This window comes from uncultured Fibrella sp. (assembly GCF_964250085.1).
Classification (GTDB): domain Bacteria; phylum Bacteroidota; class Bacteroidia; order Cytophagales; family Spirosomataceae; genus Fibrella.
This window is the reverse complement of the sequence record NZ_CAXUEC010000004.1, coordinates 113,228-135,477: the sequence shown is the minus strand read 5'-3', so window position 1 is coordinate 135,477 and position 22,250 is coordinate 113,228. Positions and strand designations below refer to the sequence as shown.

Annotated in this window: 17 protein-coding genes; 11 read left to right on the top strand and 6 right to left on the bottom strand. The window is 52.4% G+C overall.

The window, feature by feature from the left end; translation table 11 throughout:
* Positions 1-109 precede the first annotated feature (109 nt).
* From ACFE8Q_RS14215 to gldN, 4 genes are all read left to right on the top strand, one after another.
* Positions 110-1,255, top strand: coding sequence for an SUMF1/EgtB/PvdO family nonheme iron enzyme (locus ACFE8Q_RS14215; RefSeq protein WP_375446074.1), 1,146 nt, complete (start codon positions 110-112; stop codon positions 1,253-1,255).
* Positions 1,256-1,300: 45 nt separating this feature from the next.
* Entirely contained in the window at positions 1,301-2,122 is an 822-nt protein-coding gene (gene gldL, locus ACFE8Q_RS14210; RefSeq protein ID WP_375446073.1) for a gliding motility protein GldL, read from the top strand.
* 138 nt (positions 2,123-2,260) lie between these two features.
* Positions 2,261-3,853 (top strand): gliding motility protein GldM, encoded by a 1,593-nt coding sequence (gldM, locus tag ACFE8Q_RS14205; protein WP_375446072.1) that lies wholly within the window; start codon positions 2,261-2,263, stop codon positions 3,851-3,853.
* A gap of 59 nt (positions 3,854-3,912) precedes the next feature.
* Positions 3,913-4,980, top strand: a complete 1,068-nt coding sequence (gene gldN / locus ACFE8Q_RS14200) for a gliding motility protein GldN (RefSeq protein WP_375446071.1) — start codon at positions 3,913-3,915, stop codon at positions 4,978-4,980.
* Between the two features lie 68 nt (positions 4,981-5,048).
* On the opposite strand, the gene ACFE8Q_RS14195 is transcribed toward gldN, so the two are convergent.
* Both ACFE8Q_RS14195 and ACFE8Q_RS14190 read right to left on the bottom strand, forming a co-directional pair.
* Positions 5,049-6,656 carry a deoxyribodipyrimidine photo-lyase/cryptochrome family protein gene (locus ACFE8Q_RS14195; RefSeq protein ID WP_375446070.1) on the bottom strand — a complete coding sequence of 536 codons (1,608 nt, stop codon included), beginning with the start codon at positions 6,654-6,656 and terminating at the stop codon, positions 5,049-5,051.
* Between the two features lie 83 nt (positions 6,657-6,739).
* Positions 6,740-6,949, bottom strand: a complete 210-nt coding sequence (locus ACFE8Q_RS14190) for a hypothetical protein (RefSeq protein WP_375446069.1) — start codon at positions 6,947-6,949, stop codon at positions 6,740-6,742.
* A gap of 139 nt (positions 6,950-7,088) precedes the next feature.
* Between ACFE8Q_RS14190 and ACFE8Q_RS14185 the strand changes: the two genes are divergently transcribed.
* Positions 7,089-7,895 (top strand): SDR family oxidoreductase, encoded by an 807-nt coding sequence (locus ACFE8Q_RS14185; RefSeq protein WP_375446068.1) that lies wholly within the window; start codon positions 7,089-7,091, stop codon positions 7,893-7,895.
* 156 nt (positions 7,896-8,051) lie between these two features.
* The gene (locus ACFE8Q_RS14180; protein ID WP_375446067.1) at positions 8,052-10,688 is read left to right on the top strand and encodes a glucosidase; all 2,637 of its coding nucleotides are present in this window, start codon (positions 8,052-8,054) and stop codon (positions 10,686-10,688) included.
* Positions 10,689-10,698: 10 nt separating this feature from the next.
* Here ACFE8Q_RS14180 and ACFE8Q_RS14175 read toward each other — a convergent pair whose 3' ends face one another.
* Positions 10,699-13,992: a PKD domain-containing protein gene (locus ACFE8Q_RS14175; RefSeq protein WP_375446066.1), complete on the bottom strand. Its 3,294-nt coding sequence runs from the start codon at positions 13,990-13,992 to the stop codon at positions 10,699-10,701.
* 353 nt (positions 13,993-14,345) lie between these two features.
* Between ACFE8Q_RS14175 and ACFE8Q_RS14170 the strand changes: the two genes are divergently transcribed.
* The 3 genes from ACFE8Q_RS14170 to ACFE8Q_RS14160 all read left to right on the top strand — a co-directional run bounded on the left by ACFE8Q_RS14170 (position 14,346) and on the right by ACFE8Q_RS14160 (position 16,909).
* Entirely contained in the window at positions 14,346-15,236 is an 891-nt protein-coding gene (locus ACFE8Q_RS14170; RefSeq protein WP_375446065.1) for an SDR family oxidoreductase, read from the top strand.
* Between the two features lie 46 nt (positions 15,237-15,282).
* Positions 15,283-16,509 (top strand): ABC transporter permease, encoded by a 1,227-nt coding sequence (locus tag ACFE8Q_RS14165; protein ID WP_375446064.1) that lies wholly within the window; start codon positions 15,283-15,285, stop codon positions 16,507-16,509.
* Between the two features lie 199 nt (positions 16,510-16,708).
* Positions 16,709-16,909 carry a hypothetical protein gene (locus ACFE8Q_RS14160; RefSeq protein WP_375446063.1) on the top strand — a complete coding sequence of 67 codons (201 nt, stop codon included), beginning with the start codon at positions 16,709-16,711 and terminating at the stop codon, positions 16,907-16,909.
* Between the two features lie 282 nt (positions 16,910-17,191).
* Here the strand turns inward: ACFE8Q_RS14160 and ACFE8Q_RS14155 are convergent, their stop codons facing one another.
* From ACFE8Q_RS14155 to ACFE8Q_RS14145, 3 genes are all read right to left on the bottom strand, one after another.
* On the bottom strand, positions 17,192-18,214 hold the full coding sequence (locus ACFE8Q_RS14155) for a helix-hairpin-helix domain-containing protein (RefSeq protein ID WP_375446062.1): 1,023 nt from the start codon (positions 18,212-18,214) through the stop codon (positions 17,192-17,194).
* An 80-nt stretch (positions 18,215-18,294) separates the two neighbouring features.
* Positions 18,295-18,750 carry a hypothetical protein gene (locus tag ACFE8Q_RS14150; RefSeq protein WP_375446061.1) on the bottom strand — a complete coding sequence of 152 codons (456 nt, stop codon included), beginning with the start codon at positions 18,748-18,750 and terminating at the stop codon, positions 18,295-18,297.
* Positions 18,747-20,057: a DUF3696 domain-containing protein gene (locus tag ACFE8Q_RS14145; RefSeq protein WP_375446060.1), complete on the bottom strand. Its 1,311-nt coding sequence runs from the start codon at positions 20,055-20,057 to the stop codon at positions 18,747-18,749. The genes ACFE8Q_RS14150 and ACFE8Q_RS14145 overlap by 4 nt, the downstream gene beginning before the upstream one ends.
* An 80-nt stretch (positions 20,058-20,137) precedes the next feature.
* Between ACFE8Q_RS14145 and ACFE8Q_RS14140 the strand changes: the two genes are divergently transcribed.
* Together ACFE8Q_RS14140 and ACFE8Q_RS14135 are read left to right on the top strand one after the other, a co-directional pair.
* Positions 20,138-21,655: a glycine--tRNA ligase gene (locus ACFE8Q_RS14140; RefSeq protein ID WP_375446059.1), complete on the top strand. Its 1,518-nt coding sequence runs from the start codon at positions 20,138-20,140 to the stop codon at positions 21,653-21,655.
* A gap of 81 nt (positions 21,656-21,736) precedes the next feature.
* On the top strand, positions 21,737-22,249 hold the full coding sequence (locus tag ACFE8Q_RS14135) for an acyl-CoA thioesterase (protein ID WP_375446058.1): 513 nt from the start codon (positions 21,737-21,739) through the stop codon (positions 22,247-22,249).
* Position 22,250: the final 1 nt, after the last annotated feature.

Sequence of the window (22,250 nt, the reverse complement as noted above, 5' to 3'; positions counted from 1 at the left end):
CATTCTACGCAGTTACTGCTTTGATCTGGCATTCAAAGTTTACATACAATAAGCGTGAGGATTTTCGTTCTTACGTCAGTCTTGCACAAGTTTTATGCAGTTTATACATATGAAATCGAACCGAATGCCGGCATATACACTCCGGGGCGTATTGGTTGTGGCGACAGTGCTGGTTTTGCAGAGTTGCGGCTTTTTTAAGTCTAAATTTGGGGGCGGTAAAGCTGGAGATGTCGGCGTGAACAACGGGGAGATTGTAGCTAAATCGCGGCCCGGCTATCGCCAAACGACACCCTACGGCATGGTCCTTATCCCGTCGGGCTCATTTATCATGGGTCAGGCTGATGAAGATATCGCGGCTACCCAGATCAACATGAACCGCCGGGTAACGATCAGCTCATTCTACATGGATGATACGGAGATCACTAACCACGAGTATCGTCAGTACGTGAATGCGATGCTGGCCGACTCTGCCGCCTCGATTGGCGAGGAAGAGATCATGGCCAAGTATTATCCCGACACGACTGTCTGGAAAAATGACTTCACCTACCACAATGGTGACCCGATGCTTGAGTACTACTACGGCCACCCAGCCTTTGATACGTACCCAGTAGTTGGTGTCAATTGGAAAGCTGCCCAGCACTTCTGCCAGTGGCGTACTAACCTATATAACGATTACCGTACTAAAGAGAACCTGGTTAACTCGCCTCGTTTCCGGTTACCCTCTGAAGCGGAGTGGGAATGGGCTGCCCGCGGTGGCAAACAGGGCGCCAAATATCCCTGGGGTAACCCCTATGTTGCTAACGGGAAAGGTTGCTACCTGGCAAACTTTAAACCACAGCGCGGTAATTTCGACGCCGACGGCTACCCCTACACAGCGCCTGCTAACCAGTACAACGCTAACGAATACGGCCTGTACAACATGGCTGGTAACGTGGCCGAATGGTGCCGCGATGCCTACGCTGAAAATGCCAACGCCATTGTTTGGGATATGAACCCAGACAACCAGAACGCCGACGAGCCCCGGAAGGTGGTGCGTGGCGGTTCATGGAAAGACATTGCCTACTACCTGGAATCGGGTACACGTACCTATGAAGACGAGAATGCCCGCCGGTCGTATATTGGTTTCCGTTGTGTAATGGATAACCTCGAAGGCCGTACTGCATCGGCACGCGGTGGCCGTTCATCAAGCCGGTCGTCATCAAAGACATCCAAAGCGCCCAAAGCCGACAAAGGCATGAAAGGCAGCAAAGCTTAACCCTTTTACTTCCACTTTTTTTAATAATCATCTGTAAACCAACTCATGGCAGCAGGAAAAGTAAATTTCTTTTGGGACCGTCTCGTTCCTACTATTTATAGTGCCGGGGCCGCCGTCGTTATCTTCGGAGCCTGGGCAAAAATTACCCACAACGAACAATTCGGCTTCATGCTGACGGTGGGCTTGCTGACAGAGGTAGTAATCTTCGCGTTGTATGCTATTCAAAGTTTCACGCAGCCGGTTGCAACGGGCGATGACTACGAATGGGAGCGCGTTTATCCTGAACTGGCCCCCGACTACAAGGGTGAAGTTCGCAAAGCGGTAGCTACCCCTCAAGCCAACGGCCTGACTGCCAACATGGATCAAATGCTTGCACAGGCTAAAATAACGCCTGATGTATTTGAAAAACTTGGATCGGGCTTCCAGAACCTGAACAGTACGGTATCTAAATTGACCGACCTCACTGACGCCACTGTAGCCACCAACGACTACGCCCGCAACGTGAAATCAGCGTCTGGCTCAATTTCTGAAATGAACAAGTCATATGGTACGGCTATCACCGCCATGAACTCGATGGCCGATGCAACCACCGATGCCAAAGATTACCGTGATCAGTTCCAGAAGGTAACCAAGAACATGGGCGCGCTGAATGCCGTTTATGAACTGGAATTACAGGACACGAACAAGCACCTGAAAGCCATGAATGCCTTCTACGGCAACCTGACTTCGGCTATGCAGAATATGGCCGATGCCAGCAAAGACACACAGCAGTTCAAATCAGAACTGTCGAAATTGACGGGCAATCTTGCTTCGCTCAATAATGTCTATGGCAGCATGCTGACAGCCATGCGCGGCAACAACCAGTAAAAAATCAAATCAACGTTATATGGCGGTCCGCCGCCGCGGTCCATCGCCTTGCCAAATGCTCCGCCGTGAGCATTCGGTACAGGTGGGGCTTTGTACGTTGTTCGTTAACCTCAAACAGTACTAAATCACTACCAACTAATGGCAGGTGGAAAAGAAACACCCCGTCAGAAAATGATCGGGATGATGTATCTGGTGTTGACCGCGTTGCTTGCCTTGCAGGTGACATCGGCCATTCTGGAAAAATTCGTCCTGCTGAACAATTCGTTAGAGCAATCAACGGGGTCAGCCAATCGGGTCAATCAGGAGACACTGGAAAAAATTCGGGCCGCAGTCAGTAAAACGGGTAACCGTCCTGCCGATGCAGCCGTATTACAACAAGCCGATCTTGTTCGCAAGAAAACGGCTGATATGATTAGCCAAATCGATGCCCTGAAAACGCAGCTTGTAGCGGCGGGTGGTGGCACTGATGAAGAAGGTAACATTAAAAACCTGAGTGAAGAAGAGAAAGTAGCGCAGCTTCTGGTAGGTAACAACCGGAACGGAGAAGCGTACAAACTGCAAACTACGCTGAACCAGTTTACCGACGAACTGTCGAAAATAGGGAACGCCAAGTTTGCACCTTTAGCCCTCGACGGCAAAGACGACCCAATCGCCAAACGCTCATCAGAACAGCGGACAAAGGATTTTCCAACGCTAAATTTCGCCCAGACACCTGTACCGGCAGCCCTGGCCGTGTTGAGCCAGAAACAAGCCGATGTTCGCCGGATTGAGGGGGAGACACTGGATTACCTGGCCTCGAAAGTAGGTGCGCAGGACGTTAAGTTCGACCGGATTACGGGTATGCTCAGCATGCAGTCCAACGTGGTTGTGGCTGGTACGAAGTTCAGAGGTGAGATGTTCCTGGCGGCTTCGTCATCGGGCATTCAGCCCCGTATGAGCCTCAGCGGTGGGCCGATTCGCATGGATAATGGCCGGGGTATTATTGAATTCACCGCACAAGGTGGTTCGTACGATAGCCAGGGTTTATCAAAACGCGTACTATCAGGAACGATCTCCTACAACGCACCAGACGGAACGGTGAAAACGGTCCCTGTACGGGCCGAATACGCAGTCGCTAAGCCTACCTATCAGGTTGAGACCGGAACAATGCCGCCGTTATACCTGGGTTGCGAAAACAAGTTGAGCATCCAAAGCCCACAACTCGGCGCACTCTGGAACCCGAACTTTTCGGCCAACGGTGCAGTCGTATTACCATCGGGCGGGAAAGGGAAGATTACTGTTGTGCCAAACGCAGCAACTGTAGCCTTAAATGTTAGTAATGCAGGGAATCTTCTTGGCACTGAGAATTTCAAAGTGAACCGTGTGCCTCGTCCGACCATCGAGTATCTGGTTGGCGGCCGTCCAGCTACCGATCCACGTGGTGTACCAGTAGGATCAGCCCGTAGCATTAGCGTGCGAGCCGTAGCTGATCCAAGCTTTGCGGCCTACGCACCAAACGACGCCAATTTCCGGGTGACAGGCATCACAGTCAACCTAGCACGGGGCACCCGGCGTGTTGCTGGTCCATTATCGCTCGGTGCCGGTGGTGGTTCTCTTGGCGGTATGGCTTCTGAAATGGAGCCTGGTGATCGGTTAACGATAACAATTGATGGGGTTCAGCGGAAGAATTTCCGGGGCGATATTAGCGATGTTCCGGTTAGTAGCGTTCCACAGGTAATATCCTTATATTAACTATACTAAAGCGGCTTACGGGCCGTTTTTAGTGCGTAGACAGGTAAAGAACACAGGCTATGAAGCAAGTGACAATGATACGGACGATTGCCCTAACGGCTACAGCTACCCTTTCGCTTTTGGGTGTTGGTGCTATGGCGCAGGAACGCGATAACAGCAAATATAACTCGATGTCAGTTCGTCCAATCGACGACAGTGACATTATGATGAAGAAGACCCTTTGGCGTCGAATTGACTTGAAGGAGACTCAGAATCGGAGTATGTTCGCCAAAGGCAACGAGATTACAAAGTATCTTATGGATGCTGTCAAAGCAGGGTTGCTTGATGCATACGAAGATGACTCGTGCACAAAAAAGATTTCACCTGAAAAGTTCCACGAGCGACTGCTGGTCCCAAGCCAGGAAGCTAGTCTGTCGAAAGAAGAGATAGAAGCCGGTTTTGGCAAGCCGACCGATACAAAAGCGGATGATTGGGGCGACACTAAAAAGCAGGACCCAACCAAGGCAACTGCCAAAACGAAGCCTGCTGATGATGGCTGGGGTGCGCCAGCACCGAAGACCACTGCTAAGGCTGATGATGGCTGGGGTGCGCCTGCGCCAAAGAAAACGGCTAAAAACGCAAAAGGTAAAAAAGGCAAAGCCACTCAGCCTGTTGCACCTGTCGTACCGAAAGATACAGTAGCCGTGGCTAAAGCTGCCCCTGCACTTACCGGCGACGAATATTTCCCCAAAGAACTCAGCGTTCTGGAAGTAAAAGAAGACTGGATTTTTGATAAGAAACGGTCACGGCTGTACTACGACATCCAGACAATCAAGATGTTGTTGCCTGCCGATAAGAACGCCGCCGGATTTGAGTTGCCGGTAGCTACGTTCAAATACAAAGATCTGGATAAGCTGTTCCGGTCTGACCCAAAGAAGTTTGTCTGGTACAACACGCAGAACCAGGCGCAGCACAAGAACCTTGCCGACGCGTTTGACCTGCGTCTGTTCTACGGTCGGATCACGAAAGTGGCCAACCCGGAAGATAAAGAACTGGTTGGTATCTATGGTGACAAAGAGGGCCTAATGAAATCGTATCAGACAGAGTACGATCTGATGGAAATTGAGCACGGTCTCTGGGAATACTAAGAAACTTACGTTTATGAAAAGAGCCTCTGCTGGTTAGCAGAGGCTCTTTTCGTTTGGTCGTCGGAAGGTCAGGTACGTTGCTGATTCGGTATTGTGTGCCGGAGCAGGATACGTTCTTTTTCGGCCTGACCTGTTACGGTTTTTCGGGGCTCATGCAGTTTTAGGCGGGCTTCCCGGCCGGTCTGAACAATGTCGACGATAGGAGCGGGGTAATCAATGCCAACGTGGAAACGGGCCATGTCCTGTTCAAGCGGCGGCATGGTCCACGGCTCGTGAATGTATGCAACGGGGCAATTGACCAGTTCGGGAATCCACTGTCGGATGAATAGACCATCCGGGTCGTGGTCCTGCGATTGCTTCACCGGGTTGTAAATTCGGACGGTGTTGGTGCCCGTCATACCCGACTGCATCTGAATCTGCGCGTAATGAATACCGGGCTCAAAATCGGTGTAAATACGGGCCATGTGAAGGGCACCTTCTTTCCAGTGTTGAAGCAAATGGTGGCTCAGAAACGACATCAGCATGGCCCGCATCCTGAAGTTGATGTAGCCGGTGGCGATCAAACAGCGCATACAGGCGTCGATGAGCGGGTAGCCCGTTTGTCCGTCGCGCCAGGCGGCATATTGCGTCGGGTTATGCTGTTTCTCCAGCGTATCGAATGCCCGGTTGACGTTCTCGAATTCGATGCGGTCTTCCGATTCAAACTTCTGAATAAAATGGCAATGCCAGCGTAGGCGCGAGGCAAAGGCGCTGAACTGACGCCCCAAACCCGGCATCACCGGTTGTTTAGTGGCCTGCAACTGGGCCTGGAACACCTGCCTGATGCTCAGGCAACCCCAGGCGATGTAGGGCGACAGCCGGCTACACCCCCGCCGACTGGCGAGCGGTTTTGAGATCGATTTGGCGTACAGCGTAATCCGATCGGTAAGAAAACTGTTCAGGTACCGAAAGGCGTTTTGCTCGCCACCGGGCTGAAACAGGGGGTCAGGTACGTGCCAGGCGGCTGGCAGGTCAGGGCCACGTTCGGTTTCGTACCACTGGCCAGGTACGTTGGCGGGCATCCAGCGCGCAAGGTCAGGGTGCTGCTGGGGCGCGCGCATGGTTTTCTGCCATTCGTCGGTCCAGGTGTCGCGATTTTTCAGGCGGCGGATCACCCCGTTGGATTGAAATTCCCGCCAGTCAACGCCCTGTTCACGGCAGAACCGGGCCACGGCTTTATCCCGGTCGTAGGTGACTTTGAGGCCTGTTTCTTCATACGAAAAGAGCGTGTCGATGGTGAACTGCTGGTGTAACGTACCCAGCACATCGACCACCTCGCGCTGAAAAATCCAGACTATGGGCAGACCCGCATCAGGTACGTTGCCGGTAACTGGCTCATCATCAAACACGAACGGAAGCCATTCGTGGGCACGCCACTCCGGCGGGGCAGTTGCCACCTGAACGGCTGGCGAGGTAGTTGCAAGCCTGACCAGTTGCCGGTTCAGGTCGGCGAGGCACTCTGTTACGAACCGCCAGTGACGGAGATCGTAGTTCGGATCAGCTATAACCGACGGCTCAAAACAGTAGAGCAACAGCAACGGTTTGCCCGTCGCCACCGCCGCCTGTAGAGGCATGTGGTCGCGCAGGCGCAAATCGCGTTTGAACCACAAAATGTTGATCGTCGGCCGGTAAGGCATAAATCAGCTACATCGTACTGTGTCTTGTTGTTATTGATTTGCGAGCCAGTAACAACAAGACACAACACACGTATCACTTGTTCTTACTCCGCTTGTTTACCTCTATTTTCCAGGTTCGTCTTTCCCAGAAAATCGGGCTTTTCCATGCCGTCTGATTCGTCTTCTACCTCGCTGGCATCGACGTCTGTGTCGTCATCTTCCGATTTTAGAAAATGGCCGGGTGGCGGGCCATGCGGCACCGTCGATTGGGCAATTGGCGATTCACCCGCCGCTGGATCTGGTTGTTCAGTCATGTTATTTAGTTTGTTAGATAGCTCTAAAACTCGCCATTGGCTTTATAAAGCGATTAATTCAAGGCAACGGCTATAACTATCCGGCCCGGATTAGAGTAGTTGCAGTAAGAACTACTCATAAACACTATTTTCAAACGAGATGGCAGATAAAAAACTTTCGGGTCAAACCGCACTGGTGACCGGGGCCAATTCAGGAATCGGGGCTGGCGTGGCCAAATCGCTGGGTCAGGCGGGGGCCAACGTCGTGGTTAATTTCGTGTCGAAACCCGACGATGCCGAAGCCGTTGTGGCCGAACTGAAAGGCTACGGGGTGGATGCACTCGCTATTCAGGCCGACGTGTCGAAAGAAGATCAGGTGCAGGCGATGTTCAAACAGGCCGTGGATCACTTCGGAACGATCGACATTCTGATCAACAACGCGGGCCTTCAGCGCGACGCGAAATTCGACGAAATGACCCTGGCCCAATGGCAACTGGTGATCGACGTGAACCTGACCGGGCAGTTCCTTTGCGCCCGCGAAGCCATTCGCGAGTTTCTGCGGCGCGGGCCACGGCCGGCTGTGTCGCGGGCGACGGGTAAAATTATCTGCATGAGTTCGGTTCATGAGATCATTCCGTGGGCGGGCCACGTCAATTATGCGTCCTCGAAAGGGGCGATCCGCATGCTGATGCAATCGCTGGCACAGGAATACGGCGACCGGCAGATCCGCGTGAACAGCATCTGTCCGGGGGCCATTCAGACGCCCATCAACACGGGTGCCTGGAGTACGCCGCAGGCCCTGAATTCACTGATGACGCTGATTCCATACAACCGCATTGGCCAGCCCGAAGACATTGGTAATCTGGCCGTTTTTCTCTCGTCCGATGATTCCGATTACATCACGGGAGCCAGCATTTTCATCGACGGCGGCATGACCGTCTTCGAAGGTTTCGCCACGGGAGGATGAGACAGTTAACAATAATCAATTAACAATGAACAATTATCAGTTATTAACGATCGGTTGCCGCCTGACAGGTTCCATATTGGAGTCTACTGCTGATTGATAACTGTTCATTGCTGATTGATCACCGCTAATTGTTTATTGCTAATTGTTCATTGTTGTATGAAGAATCCCGAATTAGATCGCCTTCAGGAAAATGCCAAAAAAGCCGTTCCGCTCGAAAAGTGGGGTCCTTATCTGGCTGACCGTCAGTGGGGTACTGTGCGCGAAGATTATTCCGCCAATGGCGATGCCTGGAACTCGTTTACGCACGATCAGGCGCGGAGCCGGGTGTACCGCTGGGGCGAAGATGGCCTGATGGGCATTGCCGACCGGCGCATGAACGTCTGCTTTGGCCTGGCGCTCTGGAACGGCAACGACGGCCTGCTGAAAGAACGGCTCTTTGGCCTGACAAACAACGAGGGCAATCATGGCGAAGATGTGAAGGAGTTGTATTACTACCTCGACAACACGCCCACGCATTCGTACATGAAAGGCCTTTACAAATACCCACAGGCCGCTTTCCCCTACGAATGGCTCATTCAGGAGAACGGCCGACGTACCCGTAACGATTCCGAATTTGAGATTCTACAAACGGGCGTTTTTGAAGAAGGTCGCTACTTCGACGTAGTGGTCGAGTACGCCAAAAACAATTCCGATGACGTCTGTATTCGCATCTCGGCGACCAACCGGGGGCCTGCTTCTGCACCGTTGACAGTTCTGCCCACGCTCTGGTGCCGGAACCGCTGGGGGTTCGATCCTGATTTTCAGAAGCCGACCATCAGCCGTCGCCCCGACATGCCAACGGCCGGTAATGTGTTCCTGTCGCACTTTCGGGCCGGGAACTATTACCTCTATTATCAGCCGGTGGAAATCAGCCTGATGACGGATAATGAATCGAATACCAAGCGATTATACGGTATTCCGAATGGGTCACCTTTTGTGAAAGACGCGTTTCATGAAGCGGTTGCCGGGCATAACGATTACCTCTGCGACTTGCTGCGCGAGAACGAAACAGGAACCAAGTTTGCGCCGGTCTACAAGAAAGAGATTGCTCCCGGAGAAACCTGGACCATCGCGCTTCGGCTCTGCAAAACCATTCAGACCCAGCCCTTCGACGCCGCTTTCGATCAGGTATTTATTGACCGAAAAACCGACGCCGATGCCTTTTATGAACCGCTGGTTCCGGTTGGGGCTAGTGATGACCTGAAGCGTATTCAACGGCAGGCGCTGGCCGGACTGCTCTGGACGAAGCAGTATTACCACTACGACATTCCGCACTGGCTGCGGGGCGATCCGGGTAATCCGCCGCCGCCGCCCGAACGCTGGCACGGGCGTAACCACAACTGGAAGCACCTCAACAACGAAGACGTGATGAGCATGCCCGACAAGTGGGAATACCCCTGGTATGCAGCCTGGGATCTGGCGTTTCATACTATTCCGCTGGCGATGGTAGACCCGGTCTTCGCCAAAAACCAGTTGATCCTGCTTATGCGCGAATGGTACATGAGCCCCACAGGACAGATACCGGCTTACGAGTGGAAATTCTCGGACGTGAACCCGCCGGTGCATGCCTGGGCGGCACTGTCGGTGTATCGGCTCGAACGGGCAATCTACAAAAATGAAGATGTGCCGTTTCTGAAACGGGTGTTTCAGAAGTTGCTGATCAACTTCACCTGGTGGGCCAACCACCTTGATCCTGAAGAAGATAACGTATTTGCCGGGGGCTTCCTCGGGCTGGACAACATCGGTGTAATTGACCGCAGTAATCTGCCGCCAGGTACGTTGCTGGAACAGGCCGATGCTACGGCCTGGATGGCGATGTACGCCCTGAACATGATGGACATTGCGCTGGAGATCAGTCGCCATGATCCGTCGTTTGAAGATGTAGCGACCAAGTTTTACGAGCAATTTGTGCTTATCTCCGAATCGTTGAACGACGCGCTGTGGGATGAGGACGACCATTTCTACTACGACCGGATTTACTCGCCTACAGTACCGCCAAGGGTGCTTCGGGTACGTTCCATCGTGGGGCTGTCGGTGCTCTTCGCCGTCTCGATCGTGAAGCGACACAAGAGCGAACCACTGTCGGATTTTCTGAAGCGGGTCCGCTTTTTTCAGGGCTACCGCACGAGCCTGAACCTGCCCATGCCCGATCAGCGGGTTACGCCCGACGGTGATATTTTGCTCTCGCTCGTATCAAAGCAGCGACTCGAAAAACTGCTGAGCGTACTGCTCGACGAGGCTGAGTTTCTGTCGCCGGGCGGCATTCGGGCGGTGTCTAAATACCATGAAGCCAACCCGTATACGGTGCAGATCGACGGGCAATCGCATTCGATCAGGTACGTTCCCGGCGATTCTGATTCGGGTCTGTTCGGTGGCAATTCCAACTGGCGCGGACCCGTCTGGATGCCGATCAATTACCTGTTTATCAAATCGCTGAAAAAATACCATCAGTTCTACGGCGACACCCTCACGGTTGAGTACCCCACTGGGTCGGGCAACCGGTTGAACCTCGAACAGGTATCCGGTCAGTTGGCCAAACGGATCGTATCGACGTTCGAGGCCGATGCGTCGGGTCATCGGGCGATACACGGGCCGTTCAGTCCATTTTATCAACGCCCCGAGAATGCGGATTTGCTGTTGTTCTACGAGTATTTCCACGGCGACACGGCGCAGGGCATTGGAGCCAGCCACCAAACCGGCTGGACAGCCGTACTGGCTGAACTCATCAACGACGATGCCTGGGAGTGGGAGTAACCCAGGTACGTTACCGAATTCGCCAGTCGAGGCGGGCGCAATCATCTTCACCGTTGCTGACCCCGTTGCCGGGCGTACTGTCTGCATCGGTAGGTACGTTCGGCCCCGGCGATCCCACCGACCAGATTTGGGCGGACGTGCTGAGGGGGCCTTTAGCAGTTGACAGCACGGTGAAAACCAGCGTTGCCGACTGCATGGGTGCCAGGGTAGCGATGCTGGCTTCGATTACACTGTAGCCTGCGCCCATCGCGATCAGGTTCATTGCCGATGGCGTACTGAGGGTGAGATCGTTGCCCAGTGTGTCGCGGACGATAATGGTGTTGGCTGGCAGACTGCCCGTGTTGGTCACTGTCAGGGTGATGGTCAACGGCTCGTTGACGATAGCCGTATGTTTGTCGGCCTGCATACTCACACTCAAGTCTACCCGGTTTGCTGCCGGGCCGGGCTGGTTAGAAGCCACCGGGGGTAGTGGCTGCTGGTTGGGGTTGGGCGACATACGTACCGTTGTCGCTTCTGGAATCGTTCGCAGATCGACCTGAGCCATGTCATCTTCCCCGTCGCCGGTACCTGATCCCGGCCGACTGTCGGGGTCGAAAGCAGGCGAGGCGCTCACTTCGGCACTCTGAACGTAAACACCCGGCGCCGTGGGCTGAACAAGCAGTTCCAGGGTTTGGCTACTTCCATAGGCAAGGGAAGCAATGGTGCCTGATACAACGCCGCTTTGGTAAACCAGTGATGGACTGCTGATGAATAGTAGCCCGGCTGGCAGGCGGCTTGTCAACGCCACATTGGTTGCTTCGTCGGGGCCATCATTGGTCACTGTAAGGAATAAGGATAGCGGCGAGTTTAGCGTAGGGACCCTGTTGCTGAACGCCATTGAGAGGGAAAGATCAGCTATGGGCGATAGTGAGTTGACCACCCAAAAGTTCTGTTCAACGGTTTGAGCAGGCTGGAAGGTATCATTGCCGCTTTGTACAGCCCGAAGCGTGACCAAACCAGGGTTACCTGTCAAGCGAACCCTGTTACCGTCCATGTAGGCTGGCCCGGTTAGTCTGTATATGGTAACGGGGAGCCCCGAACTGCTCCAGGCCGTTGGCTGGAAGGGAGCGTCGGTTACCTGGTGCCTGGTGGGGGCAAGAAACGTGATCGTTTGGGCGGTGCCCCCACAGTTCGGATATAGGTCCCGGTAAACGGTGGTGCTTATTCCTGCCGCGTCGGTTACAGTGAGGATGATCCGGTACCAGTACGTTTCAAGTCCGCTACACGTGCCCAGTGGTGCCAGCGTAACCGAAGCCGTTGAGGTCGTAAAAGCATCTTCGGGGTGGGCATGGTCATTGTGCATGTGAAATACCTGCCACTGGTACGTCAGTTGGGTGCTGGTATGTTCCAGATCCGTTACAACGGCCGAGAGCGTAACCGGAACGGCGGTGCCGGCGCTAATCAGGGTCAGGTTATCCAGGCTGGTGCTTTGCACAACGGGCGGGGTGTTGTTGACCGAAATAAGTTTGGTTTTTTGCGTCGATGCGCCTCCCGCGTCGGTGACCGTGAGCGTGGCCGTGTAAGCCTGTATGCCGCTAACGGTGTACGTATGCGTCGGGCTGACATCGGTTGATAGGGCCGACCCATCGCCAAAGTTCCAGGCGTAGGTCAGGTACGTTCCTTCGGGGTCTACGGACGCACTGCCGTCAAACTGGATCTGGAGCGGACTGCCACCATATGTTTTATCTGTTTGCAGGCTTGCCGTTGGGGGCTGATTGTCGGTATAGCTTAACTGAAACACGTCGATGTTGAACCAGTAGAGCAGATATGGTTTAGAATCGTTGGGGTTAATCGCCAGATCGACCAGCCCATTGAACTCCTGGGCAAAGTGGTTGATTGCGCCCGGCTGATCTTCGTTGTCGAATTCAGCGTAGGCAATCCATTCCCGAACGTAATCGCCAAAAAAGTATTTGTTCTGGTACTCGGCTGGTAGGTTATTGCTGTACGACGACCAACCTCCATCAATGATCGCGCTGGCTCCCAGCGATATATTGTTGTAAGGCAGATTTAAGTTAGGTAGGTAATGCTGCACACCATGCTGCAAATAGCTGGCTCCCTGTGACTGATGGCCGATCGCGATTTCCGGTTTGGAGAATAGCGCCAGCGAATCGTTTGGATCTGGCAGGCGGTTGTAATAAATATTCTGCGTCGAATCGGTCGGGTTGTTGATTCTGTTGGCAGGAATCGGGTAGAATTCAGAACGCCCTTCGACAAAGCTCATTCCTTCGTAATACGGCCAGCCAAAATTCTGGTCCGGGCGTTTCATGATATGCAGTTCTTCGTACCGGTTCCAGCCAACATCACCAATATAGAGCGACCCCGGATTGGCGTCGGCCGGGTTGGTACTGCCCGTTCCCGGCCGGATGCTGATGCGGTACGGATTACGCAGCCCACGGGCAAACATACGGGAACGGGCCGAACGGGGCTTGGTGGGGTCGTAATGCGGATTAGAGGGTAACCCATCGCCGGTAGCCGCGTCGAGACGCAGAATCTTGCCATTGAACGAATCCAGGTATTGACTTCGGTAGGCGCCTACGTTTTCCCAGAAGGAGATAATGCCATCCTGTAGAGCCTGTTGCCAGTAGAGTGAGCCGTAGCCTGGGCTACCATCGCCGCCCACATCTTTGCCATTCAGTCCTGCACCATCGCCAGTCGATACCAGCAGCGAGCCATCGGCACCGAAGGCCAGATCACCGCCAGAGTGGGAGCCGTCGAGCAAGGCTTCACTCGTGCCCACCGCTTCGCCAAGCAGTATTTTCCGGCTACCAGCTACCAGGCTCATGTTGTTCGGATTAGTGGCCGTCAGGCTGGCCGGGCTGACGGTGTATCGGGTTACCCGCAGGATGGTTGCCCCCGTTTCCGAGGCCGTAGCATTGTAGCCAGAGGTACCGTAACACAGCAGGTGGTGGCGATCCACTACATAACTTACGTATAGAAAACCATTCCGGGCAAAATCCGGGTCGATAGCCACACCCAGCAGACCACGATCTGAGAAATTATCCACCTCCTCTGAAATGGTAAGCAGGGCGTTTGTGCTCCGTATTCCGTTGATAGTCACCCACACCTGGCCCGATTTTTCGCCAATGTACATCCGGTCGTTCGAGTCGAAGACAATCTTGATGCTTGTACCTGGAAAGCGCTGGCCATATTGAGCAGTAGTGAAACCCGGAGGGCCTTGCTGAGCAAGGGCGAACGAACCGGTTAAATACAGAAAAACCAACAAGCAGCAGCTTGCTGTGAAGCGGAGTGACACGCTATAATTCATTACGTGAGAGTGGATAAAGGCAACTATTAGTTAATAATTACGGGGTATTATATAACCTATCTTTTATTTTGTAGGCATATAACGTATTTAATTATATTAAAAAGATATGCAAAGGTAAGTGTATTACTTACTGATATGTTTAGTAATATGCATGAGTTTATTAAGTTAAATGTGTAAACGGCAAATAAGTTTTTTTATAGATTTAATAGGATTGTAAGACACGCATTAGTCGTTACTGTTGAACGTACATTTACACAGGTGATTGAAGAATCGGTGATTTTTGCCGCCTGGTTGATAGCCATTAGCGGCACAGGTGCGTTTATGTTGTTAAAGCTCCCCAGATAAACGTTGAGATGGGCACACCGACGATTCTGATTACTACCCCAACCGGGAATGTGGGTTACGAAACCCTCAAAGCATTGAGACGGCTTCCGCAGCGGCCAGCCATTCAGGTAGTAGCTGCCGTTCGGGACCTGACTAAAAAGACCGATGCGCTGGATGCACTGGTAGATACCAAAGTGCAGTTCGATTTTGCTGATCCAGGTACGTTCGAAACTGCGTTGGCAGGCATATCGCAGGTGTTGCTGGTGCGACCACCTCAACTGGCCGACGTAGACCTTTATTTCAGGCCGTTTGTAGAGGCGATGCGCCGGGCCGAAGTGCAACAGGTTGTATTCCTGTCGCTACAGGGCGTAGAGAACAACACGGTGACGCCACATTATAAGATCGAGAAGCTGCTGATGGAATCAGGACTGGCGTTTACGTTTCTGCGGCCCAGCTTTTTCATGCAGAACCTAAGCACCACGCACCGCGACGAGATAGCCAGTCGGGATGAACTGTATATGCCGGCAGGAGACGGCCGTACCAGTTTTATCGACGTAGTCGACATTGGCGAAGTGGCGGCGCTGACACTGACCGATCTGACCGGTAAATACCGCAATCAGGCCTACGAACTGACTGGCGACGAAGCCCTGACCTACCGGGAAGTAGCGACTCAGTTGTCCTATGTGCTGAATCGGCCCATTAAGTACCGAAATCCGTCGGTGCTGGCGTTTATCTGGCGGAAGTGGATCGGCGAGAAGATGCCCCTGTCGTTTGTGCTGGTTATGGTAGCGCTTTATACCGTGGCCAAGCTGGGGAAAGCCGCCGCGCTGACCCCTGTCTTTCGGGAGGTGACTGGCCACGCCCCGCGCACGTTTCGCCAGTTTGCCGAAGCGAACCGGGCGGTCTGGGAGAAGCGGTAAGCCGCCTGAGGGTGCTATCTTCGCCGTTCAGTTACGCAGGTACGTCATGAATCTCCCCGCTTTTATTGCCCGTCGGTATTTTTTCTCCCGTCGAAAACGCAGCTTCATCAGTTGGCTGTCGCTACTGGCCATGTTGGGCGTGGGCGTGGGCACGATGGCGCTGGTCGTTGTGCAGTCGGTTTTCAATGGGATGGAAGAAATAAACCGGACGATCTTTAAATCCGTTGAGGCCGACCTGACTATTTTGCCCCTGCGAGGCAAGCGGTTCGAGCTTAAACCTGCCCTGATCAGCCAGCTCCGGCAACTGCCCGGCGTGCGGGTACTCACGGGCGTGGCAACCGATAACGCACTGGCGCGCTACGACGATAGCCAGACGGTGGTGCGCGTGAAGGGCGTCGACAGTACGTATATGCAGCGTCACCAGCTCGATTCGGCGATGGTAGAAGGCCGACAGGTGCTGACGCACAACGGGATCAACTTCGCTATTGTGGCGGAAGGCGTTCGGAACAACCTGACCATCTCGCCCGAAGATCCGCTAACGCCACTCGAATTGTTGTTTCCCGACCGGAACCGCAAGCTGTCGTCGCTTTCACCCGAAGCGTTCCGGCAGCAGCAACTAAATGTGTCGGGCGTATTTTTTATCGAAGCCAACAACTACGATGATCTGGTGCTGATTCCGCTGCCGGTGGCCCGCGAGTTGCTTGGTTACGGCCCCAACGAGTACGCCAGCCTTGAGATTCAGTTGACCCCCGGTACCGACGAATTCGGCGCACAGGCGGCGATACAAAAGCTGGTTGGCAACACGCTACAGGTACGTACCCGCGACGAGTTGAACCCCGACCTGTTTCGGGCCATTCGGATCGAGAAATTGTTTGTCACGCTGACCCTGGTCTTCATTATGCTGGTGGCCAGTATCAATACGTTCTTCTCCCTGTCGATGCTGGTTATCGAGAAGAAGGCCGACATCGGCATTATGGGCGCTATGGGGGCCAATCCGGGACTGGTCCGGCGCATCTTCCTGCTCGAAGGAGCGATCATATCGTTTACGGGCGCGGCGGTTGGTCTGGTAGCAGGTTTGGCCCTGTGTTACGCGCAGGAACGCTATGGCCTGGTCGGCTTTGGCACTACGTCGGCCATTGTGGACGCGTATCCCGTAAAAGTTCGCGCCAACGATCTTATTTTGACTGTATTTGTTGTGCTGCTGGTAACGGCGGTTACATCTCTGTTTCCGGCGCAACGTGCTGCCCAACAGTTGGTTGCGGCTAGAAAATAATTTATTAATCGGCGTTACTATTGGCTAGTATAGTCGTCTTATGGGGAAATTGGCTGGTAGTTTGGCTGGTTATCTTTATCCAACGGCTGTCTTCGACGAATGTCTACGATAAATTATCAGTAAAGCTCGACCGGATATATTGCAAACTCTGTTACTTCTATGGATATTTGTAATACCTACCGAGATGACACCGTAAGTTATGAATTTAGACCAATTTGTTTTGCTGTCGTCCATGTTGGGCGATGAGTTGTACCGCAATGATGGCAAGCGGTCGAGTGCTGCGAGCCTGACTGTTGAGAAGCAATTTCAGCTTCTGGCTAACAAGCCTATTGGTGCCTACATGACCAGTGGTTTGCCAACCTTCTGGCCACGTAAAAAGACAGTACCCCGTTTTTTCTGAGTGGTTCCGAGTTCACCGTAACGATGATTGCCAGTTTCCGTAACTAGTAAAAAAGGAAGAGTGCCACGTAACAAAAAGAAGAGTACCAAACCAAACAAACGTACCGTAACTTGATCTTGAAACCCCGCTCACCAGGCGGGGTTTTCGTTTTTACAACAGTCGCTGGCTGCGCTGTCATTCAGTGGTCATTATGCTGCGCCTGTCATTGATAGTCATTTATCACGTTTACAAGTAATGATTACTAATGACAGCGCAGCGTAATGACTACCTAATGACAGTTAGTTAAAAGGATAAATACGGGGTGAGCTGTTCAATGGTGCGGGCATTGAGGACCCGCAGCGATTTCAAGGACTCGGGCGATGCATAGGCACCGTGCTGATTTCGGTAGTTGACGATTACCTCGGCCTGCCGCCGCGACAAATATGGCAGCCGGTCCAGATCAGCCGCCGAGGCCGTGTTGATGGGCGTCTTGCGCACGGGCGACTGCACTTTCGCGTAGAGCGTCAACTCGGCCAGATTGATCGAATCCAGGCCGTAGATCTCGGTGAACTGATCGGCGGACAGGAACCCGCCCAGCCCATCGCGATATTGCACAATGCGTGCCGCCAGCTTACTGCCAATGCCTTTCAGGGCGATCAACTGCGTGGTATCGGCCGTATTGATATCGAATGGCTGAATAACGGGTTTCACGTATCGCTCGCGGGCTGATGCCGGGTTGGGTAGGGGAGACGTACCCGCGGGAGCAGCGTTGTCTGACCGGGCTGTGCCCGTAGCGCCGTACGCAGCGTTGGGCGCATTGTCGGGCAGTTTAATGTAGGGTTCAAGGGTTTCGTACGTATCGGCCGGAAAGTCGTAGATCTTGAGCAGGTCTTCTTTCCGGCGGAATTTACCGCCCTTGCTCCGGTATTTGTCGATCCGCTCGGCCATCCACCGGGGCAGGCCCAGTTGCTGCCATCCCGCCACACTGACGGTATTTGGGTCGAACGGGAATGGCTTTATTTCCTGAAACCGTTCTGATGTTTGGCGCTCATCGTCAGGTCGTTGGTTGCCGTACGGTTTCCCTTTATCACCGTAACGCGCCTTGTCGTCGGCCGCTCCATCCAGTTGCATTTTAGCCAGCAGGCTATCCAGTTTACGCTGGTCGCTGGCGCTGGTATCCTGGGTACGTGTGGGCCGGACAACCTTGTAGATCAACGGCGAAAGTAGGAACAGAATGATCAGGATTATCAGGGCCAAAACCCCTTTTGCTTCACTATGGCCAATAGCGAAGGTGTCGGCTATAAAAGCACGTATTTGTTTCCACATAAAGTCGTTACGGTTTGTAGTACTATCTACAAAGTAAGTGATTTACGTGAAATCGAACAGCTACTCAATGAGGATTCTCTTCAAGTCAGCCCGTTCTCGTAGTCAATCTCTTCAGGCCGAGATACCGCACAGGCTTTCACGCCTTCATGCATTGGATGACTGTTAACCGCGTTTCGAAAGGCTTCGTCAATAATGATAGCCATCTTCCTGTTCGATAACAGAATGGCTTTGACATGCCAGTAATCTTTTTTAAGTCGCTGACATTTCTGCTCTATCTTCTTTGGAAACGTTAGTGCCTTAAGGTCGTCATTCGATAAGCTCACTAGCCGACCATCGATTGTCAACTTATTGATAATTGTGATAATACTCTGACCGAAATTTCCTTGGTTGCTGGCGTGGTACTCAGCCATTAATTTAGATGTAACAACCAAATGGCCTTCTGTGAAAAGCCACTTCATCAACTTCTGGTACTCAGGATCGGCCGGATTCTTAAAATTTTTAGCAACGTTATTATCAACGAATAAGTCTTTAATCATTTGATCGCCTCCATAGCAATATTCATCACATCAATTCCATATGTATCAAAGAAACTTTCCGGTGCTCCCTTAACCGATCCATTAGTGGCGAATTCGATGTTGTGATTTGTACTTTTCATACCATCGTTTTCAAAGTAAAGTACGCACACATCTTCTGGTTTTAATTCGCCGGTTACAAGCAATAAACGAATTCGATTTAGAAGGTATTCGCTATGAGTTTCAATTATGTATTGTTTGTTCGTAGTGTTAATTTGTTTAGCTAAGTAATTGGCAAAGGCCGCTTGGATTTTAGGATGCAAATGAAGTTCTGGTTGTGATACAGCTAGAAGGGATTCGTCACTTAATTGCAGGTCGGCTACTATTATTGGTAAAAATTGACTTACACCAAAGCCAATGTCTGCCAAGGATGCGTCTTTGGAGTTATTTTTAGTCTTTATGCGTAGTTCGAAACGCCCACCCCTCATTCTGTTAGCTGATATAGAGTCTACAAGTTCCAATTCTCGCATGAAGTCTATCAACTGTTTGATCGTATCTGGTTGTGTTTCATCCCACTCTATTATTTGATCTATATATCCGTCACCAGCAACATTTACTCTGTCTGCAGCCTTAGGCTTTTGATAGTAGGTGCGTTCGGGGGGTAATCTAAATGATCCTAAGTAATTTATAGAAGGTTTTATGCCTGATTCGCGGAAAGAAGGCTCAAATAAATAGGTTTTAATCTTTTCCACTAACTGTTCTAAGCTTTCGAATTTACTATTGGTGATGCTAATATTATTTGTTAACAAGTAGTCTTCACTAGGCGTAATCTTTACATTCTCAAACTCTCTCTTTATGAAATCTCCGGAATGGTCATCCTGCAAAGAACTAAAAAAATCTTTTATTACACACGAGAATGAGTATGAACTGTCTTTCTTTTTTTTAACGTGCCATGTACAACCTAGCTGTGCTGATTTGAACTCTATGAGCTTAGGTAAATTATTTTTTGTGTCTTCTCTCCAAGTTGTTTGGAAAAAAGAATATCCAGATTCTGTACCGCTATCATTAAGTGCAATATTTATTTCTATATCCAACTTTTTGCTATTTGTGGTCCACCGGGCCATTTCCTCAAAACTCCCCATGTTCACATATTTGCCATTCGGCGAAAGATAGAATGGAAATCCCTCCGTCTGCAATACGGCAAGTATGGCATTAATCAACGAGCTTTTGCCGCTGCTGTTGGCACCGGTTAGGAGGGTGATGGGGGCGAACTTGACGTCGAGTTCCTCGAAACACTTGAAATTCTTGAGGCCGAGCGAGTTAATCAGCATGGTATTTATACAGGGAAGGCACTGGTTAAAGATAACGGATTTCGGTGGTATTGGCGGCAAAAGCTATCTTTGCGGCCATTATGACAACCAATACGTCGGCCGAAGGATCGGCCCCTGCCGCTCCGGCTACTTCGCTTCAGGATATTATCGCGCATGCGAAAGAATATGGCTTCGTGTTTCCGTCGTCGGAAATATATGATGGCCTGCAGGCTGTGTATGACTACGGTCAGAACGGCGTTGAACTGAAAAACAACCTCAAAGCCGTCTGGTGGAAAGCCATGACCCAGCTTCACGATGAGGTGGTGGGCATCGACGCGGCTATTTTCATGCACCCGCTGACCTGGAAAGCCTCCGGTCACGTCGACTCGTTCAACGACCCGATGATCGACAACCGCGACTCGAAGAAGCGGTATCGCGCCGATCAGTTGCTGGAAGGTAAAGCCGAAGAATATGCCAATGCCGGTGATACAGCCCGCTCGCAGGCACTGCTGAACGAAATGGGCCGGTTGCTGGGCGAGAACGATCTGGATGGTGTACGTGAACTCATCATCGCCGAAGGTATTAAAGACCCTGTTTCAGGCAACCAGAACTGGACCGAGGTACGTCAGTTCAACCTGATGTTCTCGACGCAGGTAGGTTCGCTGGCCGAAGACACCAGTACGATCTACCTTCGTCCCGAAACGGCGCAGGGTATTTTTGTGAACTTCCTGAACGTGCAGAAAACGGGCCGGATGCGCGTTCCGTTTGGTATTGCCCAGATCGGAAAGGCGTTCCGCAACGAGATTGTGGCGCGTCAGTTCATTTTCCGAATGCGGGAATTCGAGCAGATGGAGATGCAGTATTTCGTGCGCCCCGGAACCGAAATGGAGTGGTACAACCAGTGGAAAGAAACCCGGATGAAGTTCCACCAGGCCATTGGCATTCCCGCCACGAGCCTGAAGTTCCACGACCACGAAAAACTGGCACACTACGCCAACGCGGCCGTCGATATCGAATACAAATTTCCGTTCGGTTTCCGCGAAATCGAAGGTATCCACTCGCGCACCGACTTTGACCTGAAAGCGCATCAGGAACTGAGCCGGAAAAAGCAACAGTACTTTGATAACGACGTTGACCCGGCGACGGGTAAGCCCTACGGTAACTACATTCCGTATGTGGTGGAAACGTCGGTTGGTGCTGACCGGCTGTTCCTGGCTACGTTCTGCAACGCCTTCACCAGGGAAACGGTAGGAGAGGGCGACCAACAGAAAGAGCGGACGTACCTGAAACTGCACCCGGCCCTGGCACCGATCAAGGCGGCGGTGTTCCCGCTGGTGCGGAAAGACGGTCTGCCCGAAAAGGCGGAACAGATCGTGAAGTCGTTGAAATCAGAGTTCCGGGTGATTATGGAAGAGCGCGACGCCATTGGTAAACGCTACACCCGTCAGGACCTGATCGGGACGCCGTTCTGCATCGCCGTCGATTACCAGACGCTGGAAGACGACACCGTGACGATCCGCTACCGCGACACCACCGAGCAGGTACGTGTCCCCATCAGCGAGTTGAAAAGCCGCATCGGCCACGAGGTGTCGATCGAGCGAATTTTAGAGAAAATGTAAATAGCCTACCCCAACCCCTCCCCGTTAAGCGGAGCAGTAGCCCCTCCCTGACGGGGAGGGGTTGGGGTGGGGTTCACACCTATGTTCAAACGTGACCCAAACCGGACGTACCCGGTCGAGACGGAAACCCGGACGATCATCCGGTTTCAGGACTGTGATCCGCTCCAGCATCTGAATAATGCCAAGTATTTCGACTATTACTTCAACGCCCGTGAAGATCAGGTGGCGAAGTTGTACGATTTTGCCCCGGCGCAGCTATTCCACGAATACAAGTCGAGCTGGGTGGTGTATCAGCATCAGATCGCCTACATCCGGCCGGCGCTGGTGAGCGAGTGGGTACGTATCATGTCGCGGATCGTGTATTTCGATACCGATACCACGATCACCGAATACTACATGACCGACGACCGGAAAGCGCAACTCAAGAATGTGCTCTGGGTGACGTCGAAATACATCAGCATCGAAACGGGCAAGCGGATTCCGCATCACCCCGCCGTGATGGAATTGCTCGAAGCGACTAAAGTCCCCGACCTCGATGTGCACGCCATCGCGTTCAACGACCGGATTCGGGATATCAAGCAAAGTTTGGGGTAGA

What these genes read in the sequence shown, in the direction of transcription:
- ACFE8Q_RS14215 (WP_375446074.1), top strand. Translation starts at nt 110, where the DNA reads ATGAAATCGAACCGAATGCCGGCATATACACTCCGGGGCGTATTGGTT.
- gldL (WP_375446073.1), top strand. Translation starts at nt 1,301, where the DNA reads ATGGCAGCAGGAAAAGTAAATTTCTTTTGGGACCGTCTCGTTCCTACT.
- gldM (WP_375446072.1), top strand. Translation starts at nt 2,261, where the DNA reads ATGGCAGGTGGAAAAGAAACACCCCGTCAGAAAATGATCGGGATGATG.
- gldN (WP_375446071.1), top strand. Translation starts at nt 3,913, where the DNA reads ATGAAGCAAGTGACAATGATACGGACGATTGCCCTAACGGCTACAGCT.
- ACFE8Q_RS14195 (WP_375446070.1), bottom strand. Translation starts at nt 6,656, where the DNA reads ATGCCTTACCGGCCGACGATCAACATTTTGTGGTTCAAACGCGATTTG.
- ACFE8Q_RS14190 (WP_375446069.1), bottom strand. Translation starts at nt 6,949, where the DNA reads ATGACTGAACAACCAGATCCAGCGGCGGGTGAATCGCCAATTGCCCAA.
- ACFE8Q_RS14185 (WP_375446068.1), top strand. Translation starts at nt 7,089, where the DNA reads ATGGCAGATAAAAAACTTTCGGGTCAAACCGCACTGGTGACCGGGGCC.
- ACFE8Q_RS14180 (WP_375446067.1), top strand. Translation starts at nt 8,052, where the DNA reads ATGAAGAATCCCGAATTAGATCGCCTTCAGGAAAATGCCAAAAAAGCC.
- ACFE8Q_RS14175 (WP_375446066.1), bottom strand. Translation starts at nt 13,992, where the DNA reads ATGAATTATAGCGTGTCACTCCGCTTCACAGCAAGCTGCTGCTTGTTG.
- ACFE8Q_RS14170 (WP_375446065.1), top strand. Translation starts at nt 14,346, where the DNA reads ATGGGCACACCGACGATTCTGATTACTACCCCAACCGGGAATGTGGGT.
- ACFE8Q_RS14165 (WP_375446064.1), top strand. Translation starts at nt 15,283, where the DNA reads ATGAATCTCCCCGCTTTTATTGCCCGTCGGTATTTTTTCTCCCGTCGA.
- ACFE8Q_RS14160 (WP_375446063.1), top strand. Translation starts at nt 16,709, where the DNA reads ATGAATTTAGACCAATTTGTTTTGCTGTCGTCCATGTTGGGCGATGAG.
- ACFE8Q_RS14155 (WP_375446062.1), bottom strand. Translation starts at nt 18,214, where the DNA reads ATGTGGAAACAAATACGTGCTTTTATAGCCGACACCTTCGCTATTGGC.
- ACFE8Q_RS14150 (WP_375446061.1), bottom strand. Translation starts at nt 18,750, where the DNA reads ATGATTAAAGACTTATTCGTTGATAATAACGTTGCTAAAAATTTTAAG.
- ACFE8Q_RS14145 (WP_375446060.1), bottom strand. Translation starts at nt 20,057, where the DNA reads ATGCTGATTAACTCGCTCGGCCTCAAGAATTTCAAGTGTTTCGAGGAA.
- ACFE8Q_RS14140 (WP_375446059.1), top strand. Translation starts at nt 20,138, where the DNA reads ATGACAACCAATACGTCGGCCGAAGGATCGGCCCCTGCCGCTCCGGCT.
- ACFE8Q_RS14135 (WP_375446058.1), top strand. Translation starts at nt 21,737, where the DNA reads ATGTTCAAACGTGACCCAAACCGGACGTACCCGGTCGAGACGGAAACC.